The 14,963-nt window shown below is 40.3% G+C and carries 16 protein-coding genes and 1 riboswitch; of the genes, 3 read left to right on the forward strand and 13 right to left on the reverse strand.

The features are described from left to right. Positions 1-17: 17 nt before the first annotated feature. The 11 genes from PGRAN_RS14465 to PGRAN_RS14515 form a co-directional block, all read right to left on the reverse strand. On the reverse strand, positions 18-1,019 hold the full coding sequence (locus tag PGRAN_RS14465) for an LLM class flavin-dependent oxidoreductase (RefSeq protein WP_036068216.1): 1,002 nt from the start codon (positions 1,017-1,019) through the stop codon (positions 18-20). Beyond that, positions 995-1,279, reverse strand: a complete 285-nt coding sequence (locus tag PGRAN_RS14470) for a glutaredoxin family protein (RefSeq protein ID WP_036068219.1) — start codon at positions 1,277-1,279, stop codon at positions 995-997. The genes PGRAN_RS14465 and PGRAN_RS14470 overlap by 25 nt, the downstream gene beginning before the upstream one ends. Positions 1,280-1,295: 16 nt before the next feature. Then, a complete protein-coding gene (ssuE, locus tag PGRAN_RS14475) occupies positions 1,296-1,841 on the reverse strand; it encodes an NADPH-dependent FMN reductase (RefSeq protein ID WP_036068222.1) in 546 nt (181 codons plus the stop codon). A gap of 102 nt (positions 1,842-1,943) precedes the next feature. Further along, positions 1,944-2,054, reverse strand: a riboswitch (SAM riboswitch). 171 nt (positions 2,055-2,225) lie between these two features. Then, positions 2,226-3,155 carry an ABC-2 transporter permease gene (locus tag PGRAN_RS14480; protein ID WP_036068224.1) on the reverse strand — a complete coding sequence of 310 codons (930 nt, stop codon included), beginning with the start codon at positions 3,153-3,155 and terminating at the stop codon, positions 2,226-2,228. Further along, complete coding sequence (locus PGRAN_RS14485; protein WP_036068227.1) at positions 3,136-3,768, reverse strand: ATP-binding cassette domain-containing protein; 633 nt, start codon at positions 3,766-3,768, stop codon at positions 3,136-3,138. The genes PGRAN_RS14480 and PGRAN_RS14485 overlap by 20 nt, the downstream gene beginning before the upstream one ends. A 137-nt stretch (positions 3,769-3,905) precedes the next feature. Next, positions 3,906-4,484 carry a VanZ family protein gene (locus PGRAN_RS14490; RefSeq protein ID WP_077914714.1) on the reverse strand — a complete coding sequence of 193 codons (579 nt, stop codon included), beginning with the start codon at positions 4,482-4,484 and terminating at the stop codon, positions 3,906-3,908. A gap of 26 nt (positions 4,485-4,510) precedes the next feature. Next, on the reverse strand, positions 4,511-5,032 hold the full coding sequence (locus tag PGRAN_RS14495) for a VanZ family protein (RefSeq protein WP_036068231.1): 522 nt from the start codon (positions 5,030-5,032) through the stop codon (positions 4,511-4,513). Positions 5,033-5,056: 24 nt separating this feature from the next. After that, positions 5,057-5,467, reverse strand: a complete 411-nt coding sequence (locus PGRAN_RS14500; RefSeq protein WP_036068233.1) for a hypothetical protein — start codon at positions 5,465-5,467, stop codon at positions 5,057-5,059. A gap of 93 nt (positions 5,468-5,560) precedes the next feature. Beyond that, positions 5,561-5,905, reverse strand: coding sequence for an avidin-fold protein (locus tag PGRAN_RS14505; protein WP_479481396.1), 345 nt, complete (start codon positions 5,903-5,905; stop codon positions 5,561-5,563). Positions 5,906-6,000: 95 nt separating this feature from the next. After that, positions 6,001-6,579: a nitroreductase family protein gene (locus PGRAN_RS14510; RefSeq protein ID WP_036068240.1), complete on the reverse strand. Its 579-nt coding sequence runs from the start codon at positions 6,577-6,579 to the stop codon at positions 6,001-6,003. Between the two features lie 66 nt (positions 6,580-6,645). Then, positions 6,646-7,986 carry a metallophosphoesterase gene (locus tag PGRAN_RS14515; RefSeq protein WP_051998678.1) on the reverse strand — a complete coding sequence of 447 codons (1,341 nt, stop codon included), beginning with the start codon at positions 7,984-7,986 and terminating at the stop codon, positions 6,646-6,648. 509 nt (positions 7,987-8,495) lie between these two features. Between PGRAN_RS14515 and PGRAN_RS14520 the strand changes: the two genes are divergently transcribed. Together PGRAN_RS14520 and PGRAN_RS14525 are read left to right on the forward strand one after the other, a co-directional pair. After that, entirely contained in the window at positions 8,496-8,927 is a 432-nt protein-coding gene (locus tag PGRAN_RS14520; protein ID WP_036068242.1) for an SMI1/KNR4 family protein, read from the forward strand. A 177-nt stretch (positions 8,928-9,104) separates the two neighbouring features. Then, positions 9,105-9,503 carry a (deoxy)nucleoside triphosphate pyrophosphohydrolase gene (locus PGRAN_RS14525; RefSeq protein WP_036068243.1) on the forward strand — a complete coding sequence of 133 codons (399 nt, stop codon included), beginning with the start codon at positions 9,105-9,107 and terminating at the stop codon, positions 9,501-9,503. A 64-nt stretch (positions 9,504-9,567) separates the two neighbouring features. Here the strand turns inward: PGRAN_RS14525 and PGRAN_RS14530 are convergent, their stop codons facing one another. Further along, positions 9,568-12,591, reverse strand: coding sequence for a DUF3427 domain-containing protein (locus tag PGRAN_RS14530; RefSeq protein WP_051998679.1), 3,024 nt, complete (start codon positions 12,589-12,591; stop codon positions 9,568-9,570). 285 nt (positions 12,592-12,876) lie between these two features. Here PGRAN_RS14530 and PGRAN_RS14535 point away from each other — a divergent pair, with 285 nt between their 5' ends. Further along, entirely contained in the window at positions 12,877-13,284 is a 408-nt protein-coding gene (locus PGRAN_RS14535; RefSeq protein WP_036068244.1) for a (deoxy)nucleoside triphosphate pyrophosphohydrolase, read from the forward strand. 13 nt (positions 13,285-13,297) lie between these two features. On the opposite strand, the gene PGRAN_RS14540 is transcribed toward PGRAN_RS14535, so the two are convergent. Then, the gene (locus tag PGRAN_RS14540; RefSeq protein WP_036068245.1) at positions 13,298-14,728 is read right to left on the reverse strand and encodes a DEAD/DEAH box helicase; all 1,431 of its coding nucleotides are present in this window, start codon (positions 14,726-14,728) and stop codon (positions 13,298-13,300) included. Positions 14,729-14,963 lie beyond the last annotated feature (235 nt).

Genomic DNA, 14,963 nt, shown 5'->3' on the forward strand with positions numbered 1-14,963 from the left:
TCTTCATTTCCCCTTCCTCATCTCACGTCCGCCGTCAAAATTGCCTCACTAATCAGCTGCACCGACCTGAACCGCGCGTCCTGCCTTGTCACCGGCGTATGAATCACAAACTCATCCACATGAAACGTCGCCCGCAATCGTTCCAATTCCGCCTTCACCTGTTGCGAAGTCCCTGCAATAATATTCGCCGTGCGTTCCTCCACTTCAAAATCCGTCACACCAGCCTGTCTCGCAAATTCCTCCGCCTGCGCCACCGTCTGCAAAGTCACCGAGACTCCCGTCGAAAGCGTTACCCGCACCACTTTTTGCTCACCGGCAAGCGCTCGTGCCGCTTCCTCCGTATCCGCCGCCAAAACAGGAACCGCGATAATCAATTCACCGTCCGGATTCGCCGCCCGATAAGCCGTCACAGCCTCTTTCAACACCAGCTCATCACTGTTAATAAATTTCGCAAAACAGTAATTCACGCCTTGCCTACCAGCCAGTTCCGCACTCGCCACACTCGCGCCTAACAAGAAAATATCCGGCTTCGTCGGCGGCTCCGGGTCGACACCAACACCCGCTAGTTCGTGATCCTCAGGCACCGCGCCATCCACAAACTGCTTCAAAAGCGCCAACTGCTCCGCAAAATCCAATTTTCCCGTCCTGCCAAATTGCAAAGCCTTCGTCGAGAGCGGCAAACCACCAGGTGCCTTCCCAACACCCAAATCCACTCGGTTTGGCGCTAACGCGGCTAGCAGATGAAAGTTTTCCGCCACCTTATACGCACTATAATGCTGCAACATCACGCCCCCCGAACCAACACGAATCCGCTCGGTACGCGCCAACAAATGCGATACCAAAACCTCCGGCGAAACACCCGCGAGCAACTTCGTATCATGATGCTCTGACACCCAAAACCTGTGATAACCCCATTCCTCCGCCTTCTCTGCAAACGCAATCGTCTTTTGCAACGCCTGATACGCACTTTGACCATCCGCAATCGGGCTCTGATCTAATAAACTGAGTCTAAATCCCATTTTTCCGCCTCCCTCAAAGCCGTTTCCAGCGCTGGCAAACCGAGCTCCGTCACGCCCCGATATGTATGCCCCCGCCCAATCTCAACGACTGGAACATAACGCACCCCGTATTTCGCCTGCAAAATGTCCCGCTGTTCATCATGGTCCGTCACATCGACCACCTGAAATTCGTGCCCCGCCTTCGTCAAGTAGTCCTTGATCTCCGCACAATACGCACAACCCTGTTTCGCCCAAACCACAATTCCTAACTTTTCCGCCATCTCACTCGTCCCCTTTTCAAATAATTTGTCTCACTTCACGCCTACCAACCGCGACGACCAATTCCGTCAACTGACCACGCAATCGCTCTTCCAACTCCGCATCCCGAATCGGCACAACCGCCGCCTTATCCACCTGCGCATCCACGATATAAACCCCTTGCAAAACCTCCCCCTTCAACACACCGAGTAGCGGCTTAAGTGCAAAATCAATCGCTAACACATGTCCACCGCTTCCACCAGACATAATCGGCAGAACAACCTTATTTTTCAAAATATTCTCCGGCAACAAATCCAAAACCGCCTTCAACACCCCCGTATACGATGCCTTATACACTGGCGAACCCACGATAACACCATCCGCCGCCCCAATATCCGCAACCAACTCGCCAATCCTCACATCTTGAAAATTCGCATGCACCAACGTCTCCGCATCAAATTCCCGTACCGAATGAAAACTAACCTCCACACCATCTCCCTGTAGCACCTCACCAGCATACCGCAAAATCTTATCCGTCCCCGATTGCGCCGAAGGACTACCCGACAATATCACAATTCGACTCATCCCATCCCCACTTTCTTTCAAATCATATATATCCGATCGACTTACTATGAATTAAAACAAAAAAGAACCTCCCTTCCGAAATTGGAAAAGAGATTCCTCTTCTCCCCATTTGCCAGGCTAAATACGCTCGCCTGCTGGAATTAGCACCGTTCTATCACTAGCGGTTGCTGTGGGATCAAAGGACCAGGTTCCTCTCCCAACTCTTAATAAGGAATGTATAATTTTTATGATTGGATGTATCTTACCATCTTCAAAATCAGATGTCAACAAATAATTTGCCTTTTTAGATTAGTTAATTTTTTCACAAAAACGACGAAATATGGCCCATCCTAACATTTCAAGTAGCAAATTTTTTCTATTTCTATCAAATGTAACACCATCCATTTAAAGCTTCGGGCACAGCCTTTTTTTATCCCATTTATACACACAAAATGTTAATACGGCAAACACAGCAAATATGACTACATAACCTACTATTAAATTCGTGCTTTCCCCAGATGCTACATCCATCGTCGCAGCAGATGTATTATATATTTTCGATACAGTAAGGAGCATCAAATTTTTCAAATCAAAGCCACCTAAATTAGGAATGAGTAGCATGTACAAAAATAGCGTAACAATACTAACCAGCGTGGACCGGATAGCTGTTGTCAATAAAAAGAAGAACCATCCAAATAAAATCAAGCCAACAGATTGATACACCGCTTGCAATGGTAATTTTGCCAAATAATGCACGCTTACGTTAGGCTGAACTTGCATCACGCTATTGAATACAAACTGAATGCCTACCGAAATAAGCACAGTAGCCGAAACTGTAGCAATCGCAACAAGCACTATCGATAGCAGCTTACTAAAGAAGAGCGAAGTGTAACCTTTTAATAATAGCTGGTTCTTGATGGTTCCATGCTTAAAATCAAAAAATGCAACGTGACAACTATATATACCAAAAATGATAGGTAAAAACACAATAGCAACAGACGTAAAAATTTGATTCGGAGCATTCAACGGATTCAGCGCAACTTTTGCCGCAATCACACGATAATAATCATACTTCAATACATTACTTATTTCCTCCGAATGACCATCCTTTTTAATTTCTAAATCCTCTGAGAGCGCTTGTTTCAAAGTAATACCATCTTTTTCATACATCTCCATTGTATTATTAAATCTATACTCTTTTTGTTGGAGCGAACTATATTGCGCGTAGCTCGAAAAACCACATAATACAACAAGAAACAGAAGCAATGTGATCACATATTTCGCCTTCCATTGATAAAATAATTGCATCTTGACACTATCCCACATACTTTTCATATACGCTCTCCAGATCTATAAACTCGTTTCTATCTACATGGATTAGCTCCGCGTCATTAATAACAAAAACCTCATCCAAGATTCGATTATAAAAATCAAATTGATGCCCGCACACCAAAATAAGCATGTCCTTTTTACATGATACTAATAAGTTTTTGACTTGTTTACCCGCCTCATAATCTAGCCCATTAGATACCTCATCCAAGATCAGCATTTCGGGATTTGTAAACATCGCAATAAGGATCGACAAAATCTTTTTCTGCCCCAGTGAATATGACCTTACCTTTCTCCTTAAAACGCTATCATCTATGTATTTCAACAACAATTCCCGCTCATCATGTTCCAAATCTCTTCTAACCAGTAAAATAATATTGTCATACGCATTTAAATTACTGTATAAATGTGATTCATCCAAAACAGCCGCAACATTCTTCGGCTTCACAACCTCACCAGAATACGCTTCAAACCCCATGATGCAGTTGAAAAGCGTGGTTTTACCCGCACCATTTCTCCCTAAGAAAAAAATAATACCACGGGAATCAAGCTTCATATTAAATTTAGATAACACTATTTTATTTCTATACTTTTTCTCTAGATTTATGATTTCTAGCATTTTACCACCTCTGTTATTTTTGGCGACTAACCATTACAAAGTGAGGCAGTCGTTACCTTGAAAATCATCACAATGCAACTGCTCCACTGTTTAGAATATAACTGTTTTTATTGCCAATTTCCAGTAAAATATCCTCTCTAAATTATAAAACGCTTCATAAAGGGTACACGTAGAAATAGATAATAATACAAAGCATAGCCAATAATTCCGCCACAAACATTCAATATGACATCATTGATATCCGTTGTCCGCCAAACATTGAGCATCGTCAATTGCCAAATATACTGCAAAATTTCAATGACTATCGACGTCGCTACAACCACCATAATGACACGACCAAACTGCCGCATCCCTCGAAAGTTCACTGGCAATAAAATCGCAAAAGGTATCATCATCACAAGATTCCCACCCAGATTCCTAATAATTATTGAAAAATCTGCATCTAATAAACCGAAAAACTGCATCGGATTTAGGTTAACCACAATCTCCCGATACCGTTGCTCATACTCCCCGATAATGATATTTATCGGAAACAAAGTCACAACAATCAACACGCCTAAATACAAAACAAGAAATAAGCGACTTACTTCTCTGTGCCAATCTATTTTTTTGTTTTTGAGAATAAGTACGACTCGTGTTATCACATAAACACAAATCATTAAAAACATTGGTATTAAGCCATCTATTGTATATTCTTCGTATCCCATTTTCATCATTCACTCTCGATGATACAAATTTTTTATCAGGCTGTTTTACTAATAAAGTAAGCCAAAACAAAACCACTCATATTCAAAATAACATCCGTCACATCCATAAAATGATTCGGATAAATAAACACAATATCTAAAAATAGTTGTACCGATTCAATCATGACCGAAGCGAGCAAACCTACACAGAAAATCCTCCCAAAAGAGAGACTCGGCTTCATCACGCTTACATAAATACCAAGAGGGAATAGTAGCATCACGTTCCCCACTGCTTGATGCCAATCCGCGACAGAGCCATTCAGAAACTGATGAAACGGTACAGCATTCATATAATCCGTTATAACATAACTCCCCGCATCCAAAAAATTTCCAAATATCGTAAACGGAAAAATCACAAACTTAATCAAAAATACCAAATAAACACCAAACAAAATCGTCGCAAAATAATACCTATCCAACTTCTTATCTTTCCAAAAAAATCCCAGAGTTATCGCCATCACGACAAGAATTACAATCGCCAAGATAATAATAATAAACGGATCATATGTTATGTCCATACCAGTTGCTCCTTTAAAAATAATTTAGTCAATAAGCACCTTACCCTTGAAAGGTTGGTTATTTGGCAGGATGCTAGACTTCATATAAGCTCTATATACGCCTCGCCCTTTTGCATACAAGCTAGCTGATGTATCTTTTACATGGGAATAGTTCCAAGAAGCATCCGTTTTTGCCCAGCCAATATAGCCAAGGCTTTGCTGTAAAGTTAATGTGATATGAAATTTCCCTGTTGGCCATTTTGTGGGCGTTGTTGTTACTCTCACTGAACTCCCAGCACCCATACCAAAGCTTCGAGTGTATAATCCACCTTTAAAATCATACGACCCATTCACCGATGCTGCAAGTGCTGATATCGGCAAAACAAAGACTATCATTACTGCAATAATAGAACTAACAATTTTTTTTTCATAACCCCCTACTCTTTTTAGTTTCACTTATAACATCCAAATCGTATCACACACATGCAATCCGAGTCAAATTGTGTTTATTAACTGCAAAAAGCCCCTCAAAAAGGAGCAGTCACTTCTTCAAATCTCTTCCACAATCGATGTCCCTGAATCTCTCTCAAGCCCATTCCATTGCCATTTCTCGTGCATACGAAGTTTCCCATCTGGTAAAAATTCTGGTGTCGAGTGGCAGGTCCCGCTTCGAATTCGTTTGTTAACGCTCACATGATTATAGCGAAAATCCAACGATCCGTCTTTATGCACAACGCCAATCAGCGTTCCACGTTCAATCTCGCCACCCTCGTATGTCCCCGAAATAACATCGCCATCTTGAAAATAATGAAAAATCGTCTTTTCAGACACCTCGCCATTTCCCGAGTTTTCGACCACTGTGAATTTTTTACCCTGATAATTAACGATCAGAATCCCTCCTAGTTTTCGAACTAATCACACAACTATTATAGCACAAAATAACAAAAAAGCTCTAGTCATCTGATGCGCGACTAGAGCCAAATTTTCCGTTATTCGCCTAAATTCTTAACCCACTCATTCATTGCGCGGCGTGGCTTCGCATCAGGGATTTCGTTGACGCGTGTAATCTGCAAACAGCCAACAATCTGCTGCCCATCCAGACCAAGCTCCGTGACAACATCTGGATCAAAAATAAAATTATTCGTCCGCCAAAGCACACCAAGTCCAACTTCCCAAGCCAAGAGCTGAATGTTTTGGATCAACGCACTCGTCGCAGCAATCGCCTCAAAATCCTTCTTGCCACTACCAATAATATCTGTCGTCACGATCAGCGTATAAGGCGGCGCCACAATCTTGCGCTCATTTCCAGCCCGTATCTGCTCGCGTCGCTCATGCGTCAACGGTTCGCCCTGCATGCGCTCCATCGAATTCACAATCGCCTCCACAAAACGGCGCTTCTCCGCTTCCGTCGATAAAACCGCTACATGCCAAGGCTCTATTTTACTGTGAAACGGTGCAAAAGCTGATTTCTCTAAAATGTCATTAATCACCGCACGCTCGATTGGCGTCTCGTCCACCTGTTTGATGCTACGACGTTCCATTATAACTTCTGATATATTTTTACTCATCGATAGTCCTCCTAGTGATAATCATTCTCACTAAGTATAGCATTGAAACAAGCCATTGACCATTATCTAACTTTCATGGATTTCCAACGTGAGGTCATTTTTCGCCTTATTCTTCACTATATCATCAATATATTTTGTCAAAAACTCGCCGTCCGCCGCTTGCCACAAAGCATAGCCCGGCATTTTTTCAATACCCTGCAAATAACTTTTATCACCCGTAAAATACGCAAAATTAGCCTGTTCCATCGTTTTTGCCATCTTGTCAGCATCATCCACATCATACTTCCCTTTTAGAAGCAGTTCGCCCAGAGCCTTTGTATAACCAAACTTACCAAAATAATCTTTCGAATACTGCTGAAAATCGAGAAGATTCGGATCCTTCGAGTTTATTTTTTGGGCATATTTTTCGACATCGACACGTTGCGTTTTATACGATAAACCTTGATTTGGTGCGTAGTTGATGACGCCATATTGCTGCGGATACATCGCCATCGAGCTCGTCGCGACATCATAAATCGTTTTGCCATGGCGCGTATCCGAACGAATATCTTGAATATGCACATGCCCACTCAAGTTGAGCGGAATATCATTCTTCGCAAAAAGCGAGACCGCCGCCTTATTTTGCACAATCGTGAAACCCTTATTTAAAAGTTCACTATGATCCAGCAAATTGTGATGCGTTACCGTAATCAATTTCGCGTCATGCTTCTTCGCCAAATCGATGCATTTCTGAATCCACTCAAACGTCTGCGTGCTAATATAACCATTCGTCTCTGGCGCCCCGAAACGCTTATTATTCTCGTATTCCGACGTATCCACCATCAAAAGCCAGACATCGCTAGACGGCGCCACGAGATAGCTAAGCGTTGTGTCATCGCGCATCACCGCCTCATCATAACCCGAATTATGATAGATCGAGGCAAACTCTTTCGGCGTAATGCTTTCGGCTTTCACCTGCTGATCCCCTTCAAATTTACGAGCATAAGGGTTTAAAATATCATGATTCCCGGGGATAACAAAAGTTTGGACACCTGATTTCTCGATTTCATCCAGTTTCTCCGCCATTTCCTCGTGGCTTACCTTCTCACCATTGTTAGTAATATCACCGCTAAGGACAAGGACATCCGGTTTTTGCGCCTTCACATCATCTACAAAAGCATCGGTAATCTCCGTGATGTAATTCTGCTGCTTGCCGTCACCCGTTGCGAGGTAGGTTTTAAACGCCTGTTTCCCGTCGGTGAGGGTATTAGAGAGATAGTGGATGTCGGTGGCTTGGTAGATGGTGAGAGGTTGGTTTGTTGGGATTTTTGGAGATATATTTGGTTCAGAAGATGGTTCGGTTGGCTGGGTACACCCTGTTAGCGCAAGGACCAGTAACGCGATACATGCAAGTGCGGCTTTTTTCATTTTGCGGAGCTCCTTTGTTTATATATTCACATGGTTTAGTATAACATGAATCTTAGTGATAACAAATAAGGAATTTCAACTCATACCTTCATATATCTTTATGGTATAATATCCTCATAAGTGACTAAAATAAGGAAAGGATGAGTAAGAAGTGGCAAAGAAAATACAACTTCCTAGTGGCAGATTATCTGAACATGCGACTGCGATTGGAAAAAACACAGATGCTTTGGCGTTGAAATTGAGCCAAATGTATCCTACTCTACAGGAACAGCACAAGAATTAGTCTATGATTGCATGGAAATAACCCAATTTTTGCAAGCGTTTCCTAGGGCCTTTTCAAAAGATGTTCAAAACCTGCGCAATGTAGAAAAAGCTTTTGTTGCATCCGAAAAAGACATTGCTAAGTTATTACAAACCGGCGTAGATTTTTCTTGGAAGAAGTAATTAGAAGGAGGCATTCATGGTGCTGGCTCACCCGCACGAGAATTATTCAAAGGAGATAAAAAATAATGGTATACGAATTTATAAGTAATGATACTGAGAATGAATTTTACCAACTTGATAAATCTGAAATCACACAAGCCGAAGCTGGATTAGAGTTGAAATTTCCTCAGCAACTTAAAGACTTCTATTCTGAGATTGGGTACGGCTTCCTAAAAAGCTCTAATTCAAATGTGAACAGATTGATGGACCCTGAATCTGTAAGAGATTTTCGACTACGGAAAAATGATTTTGAATTTTTCCCAGACATTGAAATTTATGATGAATACGAGGAAAATAAATTAATATTCTTTGAAGCCAGTGAAAGTGCACTAATGTCGATTGGAACTACGGATACAGATAATAACATCTATTATTATGATATACCAATAGCAGCTTCATTAGAAGAGTTTTTACTGAAAATGATGGAAAATGATCGATATTATTTTGAGTTACTTTAGGATTAATTAGGGGCCAATACTATTAGACAGTTTTTATCTATATCGACATAAACGAGGAATTAGTAAAATGATAGATCATGAATAGATTCTTATACCTGTTTTCTTACCTTGTTTAGTGTACTCTCATATGATTTTATATTATGATGAGAATAGGAAAAGAATAGGGAGGAAAAGATGATGAAAAAAAATATCCATGTCGTTGGTGCAATCATCATACAAAATGATAAAATACTGTGTGCCCAAAGAGCAGAGAATACATCCCTTGCACTCCAATGGGAATTCCCAGGCGGCAAAATTGAAAAAGATGAAACGCCTCAAAATGCATTGATTCGCGAAATTCAGGAAGAAATGGATTGTAAAATAACTATAGGTGAACAGCTAGAGCACACCATTTATGAGTATGATTTTGGCATCGTCCATCTCACAACATTTTTATGCTACTTAATCCAAGGTGAACCCAAGCTTCTAGAGCACCATGCTATCAAATGGCTGAAACCATCTGACTTATCCTTGCTTACTTGGGCCCCTGCTGATATTCCAGCTGTTCAAAAATTACAGCAACTTACCTTCTCATAAATTTAATTAAGCTTGAATCATATCCTTTCGAGTCTATTTACTCGTCAAGATATGATTCAAGCTTTTAATATGTCAGCTCACCGTATAATTGTTGAGGAATAGGCTGATGGAAACGCCAAGTTACATTCATCGGCTTATTACCATTATTACTAACAAAATCAACTTCACCTAAATAAATAAATGGTTCAGTTACACCATCTTCTTTAGCTTTTTTCCTCACAAATAATTTCACTCTTATTCCTAGTGTTCGGTGGTTAATGAATTGTTCTCCACGAGGCGAAGCCTCACTTGTATTATTTTGTGATTGCCAATGGAACTGACCATTATCGATAAAATAATCATTGTATTCCAAATGGGCTTCAACCTTTTCTTTCTTCATATTAACATAAAGATAGAAACAATTATTATAAAAGTGAACACCTTCTTGATCCATTGCTGACTGATATCTTTCAACACCTTCAAGTATTGCTACATCTTCTTTTTTATATTTTTTATAGAGCTGTAATTTTTCATCAAGAAGGAGAGTCTCTTTACTAAATTCTTTTTCATAACTATGCATACCATAATCCAGGTAGTCATTTAGCAGTTCTTTAAATTCATCAGCCACTAGCATTCTTGATAACTCTTTGTCTAAATGTACAGTCCCATTATCATCTTGGAAACTTCTCTTCAAAAGCTTATTATCCATGAGTCTATTTATTGCAAATCGTATAGAGGCCTGCTCCTTTTCTGCTATTTTTATTGAATATACGTATTCTACATAGTTCTGAACAACTTCTAAACTAACCTCATCCTCTTTCAACAAAATAACTAAAGCAATGTAATCATAAAATTTACGAATCGGAATTAGACTTGAGATACTATCAAATAATTTCGTCAACACACTACTTTTGAAAATTGCGCTGTCAATAGAATCCGCTAGTTCCGTTCTCTGCTTTATTGTATGGATATTTTTATAAGCTCCACCTGATAATAATTGCTTAATCTCTGGAGCATTTTCAAATTTAACAAAGTCGAGTATTTGAACTGTTCTATTACTACCTGTACTTTCCTTAACTACTTTATCAAAATCTTTAAATATAGACTTAATATTATCGGCGGTGTTAAATTTTGTTGTATCAAGAGTTTGCAGTATCTCTTCTTTTACAATCGGGGACAAATCTATATGCAAGTTAGCATTCATTTCTTTAAAATCGTTCTGTATCATATATCGTACTTTATTTTTATCTATATAACCTCGTTCACTATTACCCATCAACGCCACTGGAATTAAATAACTTTTCCTGTGATTTGCAACAAAATCGAGTACGGTGACATATTCTTTGTTTGATGATTTCCGCAAACCTCGGCCAAGTTGTTGTGTAAAAACAATGGCAGATTCAGTAGGACGTAAAAATAAAATTAAGTTTAGTTCTGGGATATCAACACCTTCATTAAAAATATCCACAGTAAATATAAACTGCAAGTCATCATTTGGATTACGGAGTCGTTCAATCATTTCAAGTCTTCTATTGCCTTGATCTTCGCCAGTTAAGCATATACTTCTTATACCTTTTAAATTAAATTGCTCACTCATAAATTTAGCATGTGCTTTATTAACACAAAACCCTAAACCATGCAATGTGTCACCACTGTACTGATATTTTTTCATATTTTTTAATATCAATTCTATCCGTCTGTTAGTATTTAATTGTTTAACTAGTTCATGTTCATCGCTAGAGATTTCGTTTAATTCTAATACCGTATTATCTGAGATACCGAAATAATGAAAAGGCGCTAATAAATCTCTTTCTAAAGCTTCTTCTAATCGTATATTAGAAACTACATTATTTTCCGCTAAATCATATATGTTTACCCTATCGGTCCGCTCTGGCGTTGCAGTTAGCCCCAGCAAAAATCTGGGCTGAAAATGAGCAATCAATCGTTCATATTGCGGAGCCGCTGCACGATGGAACTCATCGATAATAACAAAATCAAAATGTTCCTTTGAAATGATTTCTAAGTCTTTGGCAAGTGTTTGCATCGATGCAAATGTATACTTAGCCAACTCTTTTTTCTCACCAACATAATAAGAAAATGATTCAGAGTTATCATCAAAAACTTGGTGGAATGTCTTGCGAGCATTTGTTAAAAGTTCTATACGATGTGCCACAAAAAGAACTGAACTAGCTCCAATATCCTTTGCAGCAAATGCAGCCAGATAAGTTTTCCCTGTTCCTGTAGCTGCAATGGCAAGCCCTCTAGTATGTCCATTATCCATAGATTTTTGTATATTTGACAGGGCCTCGTCTTGCATTGAATTCGGTTTTAACTCACCTGAATCCAGCGTTTGAGAATTGTTAAAGCTAGCTTTATATATGGATTTCCCATCTTTAATTCGGCAATATTCTTTATAACCACTAACATAAGTATCATCTAGACAAGCAATGTTCTCATGATTCCAAAGGTGTTCGAATCTCAACTGACCCGTTTTTACAACACTATCTGATTTTTTCTCATAAGTACGTAAATTCCACTCCTCTCCATATTTCAATGCTGCTTTTGAAATATTAGAAGAGCCTAAAATGATTGAGTCGACATCATTTTTGCGGTAAAAAATATAGGATTTAGCATGAAAACTATCTACACTACTTTGCGGTTGATAAATTCTTGTTTCGATATTCGGGTATTGTAATAGTGTTTCCATTGCACTTGGTTCTGTAATATTTAAATATGTAGTGGTAATAATTCTACCTTTAATACCTGCTTGTTGGAGCTGATCTAGAGTACTCACCAACAAACTTAATCCTGAGGTTCGTATGAAACTAACAACAATATCAAAACTATCGCATGTTAATAATTCTCGCTTCAAAACAGCCAAAAGCTGCTCAGCCTCGTTGTAAATTAACTTAGTTTCTCCAAATTCCGATACGTTTAATGATTCTTCGTCAAAATATTTATTTTGTTGCCGCCCCTTTTTAGGGCCCTCTTTTCTCCCCCCCAGAATCTCTAAGTTTACTTGCTGCGTTTGTTCATCAATGACGTACTCTGCAACAGATTCACGAACCTCATCATTCCCGTTACTATGCTCATAAATATCTTCATCCATTTCTATCTCAATCCACCTTGTTAGTAAATTTCCACTATTCTTATTATAGCTTATTTGGCTATTTTTTACCTCCAATCCATGTAATTTTATTGTTTACTTGATTATAAGAATATTATCTTATTTCTATGGATTAAAAATTTAGCAACAAGCCCTCTACTTGTAATTTTTGCGATGTTTCTCTTGCTTTCTTCGCACATTATTCCAAACAATCATTGTTATATACTACAAAATACACGAATCAAAGGTTAATATGCTATGATAAAGTTTGAAAAAGGAGGAATCCCCATGCAAAAAGATATCCATGTCGTCGGTGCCATCATTCAAAAAAACAATAAAACCCTCTGTGTCCAACGTGCTGATTCTGCGGTAAACGGCACTGATTGGGAGTTTCCAGGCGGCAAAATCGAACCAGGTGAAACCCCAGAACAAGCACTCATTCGTGAAGTCCAAGAGGAAATCGGCTGTGTCATCACGGTAAATCAAGCGTTTGACCACACCATTTACGCCTACGAATTCGCCAATGTCCACCTCACCTGTTTTCTTTGCGAACTCGTCACCGGCGAACCAACTTTGCACGTCCACCAGGCGATGAAATGGCTCGATGCTAGCGAAATGCCTAACTTGAAATGGTCACCAGCTAATCTCCCCGCCGTTAAAAAACTACAGCAAAAAATGCCTAATCGCGCTGACTAGGCATTTTTTTGCGTTATCTACGTGCTTTGCTTACTTTCAACTTCTTACCTTTTACAGTCACGGTTTGCATCGCCTTCACGACCTGCGCGCCCTTACCGTTCAGAATCTCCACAAACGACACGTTATCCTCAATCGTGATAATTCCGATATCATCCGCGCTAACCCCGTCCAATTTCGCAATCGTCCCCACGAAATCTACCGCACGTAACTTCTTCTTCTTGCCACCATTAAAATAAATCTTCATAATATCTTTGCTCAACGCCGCGCTCTTATCTTTCTTCACGACTGGTGCTTCTTCCATTTTTTCATCAAAAGCTGGTTTTCGAGCCGACACAATCGCTTCATTTGGCAAATCAACTTGCGGAATTTCAAAGCCAATATACTCCTCAATTTCACCGATAAAACGATTCTCAAACGGCGTGACAAAAGTAATTGCCTTCCCGCTCCGCCCAGCGCGCCCTGTCCGGCCAGTCCGATGCACATAACTCTCTTTTTCAAGCGGAACATCGTAATTTACCACGAGCGATATGTTCTCAATATCAATCCCGCGCGCCGCCACATCCGTTGCGACTAAAAAGCGGAACATGCCGCGTTTAAAATCGTTCATTACGCCAAAACGATCTTCTTGCGTCAAGCCACCATGAATTTTCTCAGTGGGATAGCCCATACGGCGCAGTTGATCATACGTATCATCCACACGCTCTTGTGTCCGACAGAAAATAATCGCGCTCTCTGGATTATGCACAATCAACGTATCTCGTAATGCCACCATTTTGCGATCATCTTTTACCGTCACTTTTTCATGTGTAATATCCACCGTTGTCAGTCCCGTTGCAGCAATTTCAACGTGTTGCGGCGCCTTCATGTACTTATCGCTAAGCATCGCAATATCCGTCGGTAAGGTCGCCGAGAAAAGCATCGTCACGCGATTCTTCGGCAGAGATTGAATGATCGCCTCGACTTGCTCAATGAAGCCCATGTTCAGCATCTCGTCCGCCTCATCGATGACCAAATAGCGCACCTTCTCAAGGCTCAGCGTTCCTTTTTCGATATGATCGAGCGTTCGACCTGGCGTACCAACAACAACATGGCTTTTCTGCTTCAGCTCGAGTTTCTGCTTCGCAAAAGGAGACTTACCAAAAATCGCCGTCGCCTTGATGCGCTTAAAGCGACCAATGTTCGTAAAATCCTCCTTGACCTGCACTGCCAGTTCGCGCGTCGGCTCCAAAATCAATGCTTGTGGTTTATTCTCGTTCCAATCCACGAGTTCACAAATTGGAATCGCAAACGAAGCCGTCTTGCCGCTCCCAGTTTGAGCCTTCACAACGACATCCTTTTCCGCTAAAACAAGCGGCACAACAGCGCGTTGCACCTCCGTCGCCTCCGTATATCCCAAACCAGCCAACGCCTTCTCAATATCCGAACCAATATTATCAAATCTCATAACTCAACCTCAATCTTTTTTTGTGTTTTTTTAAGTATAACATGAAAAGCTGAGACGGCCCGTTAGATTCGAAAAAAATTGTGAGAGGCTGTAAGAAAAGTCCTCCCTTGATTTTTTTGGAGGTTGTGTAAATTTCGAGGACCTGTGAATTGGATAGCTGTTTCATTCCACTCAACTGCATATTGAGGTTCTAAAAAAGCACACGACTCTTTTCAAGAACCACAACAAAGCTAGC

Origin of the sequence: Listeria grandensis FSL F6-0971 (assembly GCF_000525835.1) — a bacterium.
Taxonomy (GTDB): Bacteria; Bacillota; Bacilli; order Lactobacillales; family Listeriaceae; genus Listeria_A; species Listeria_A grandensis.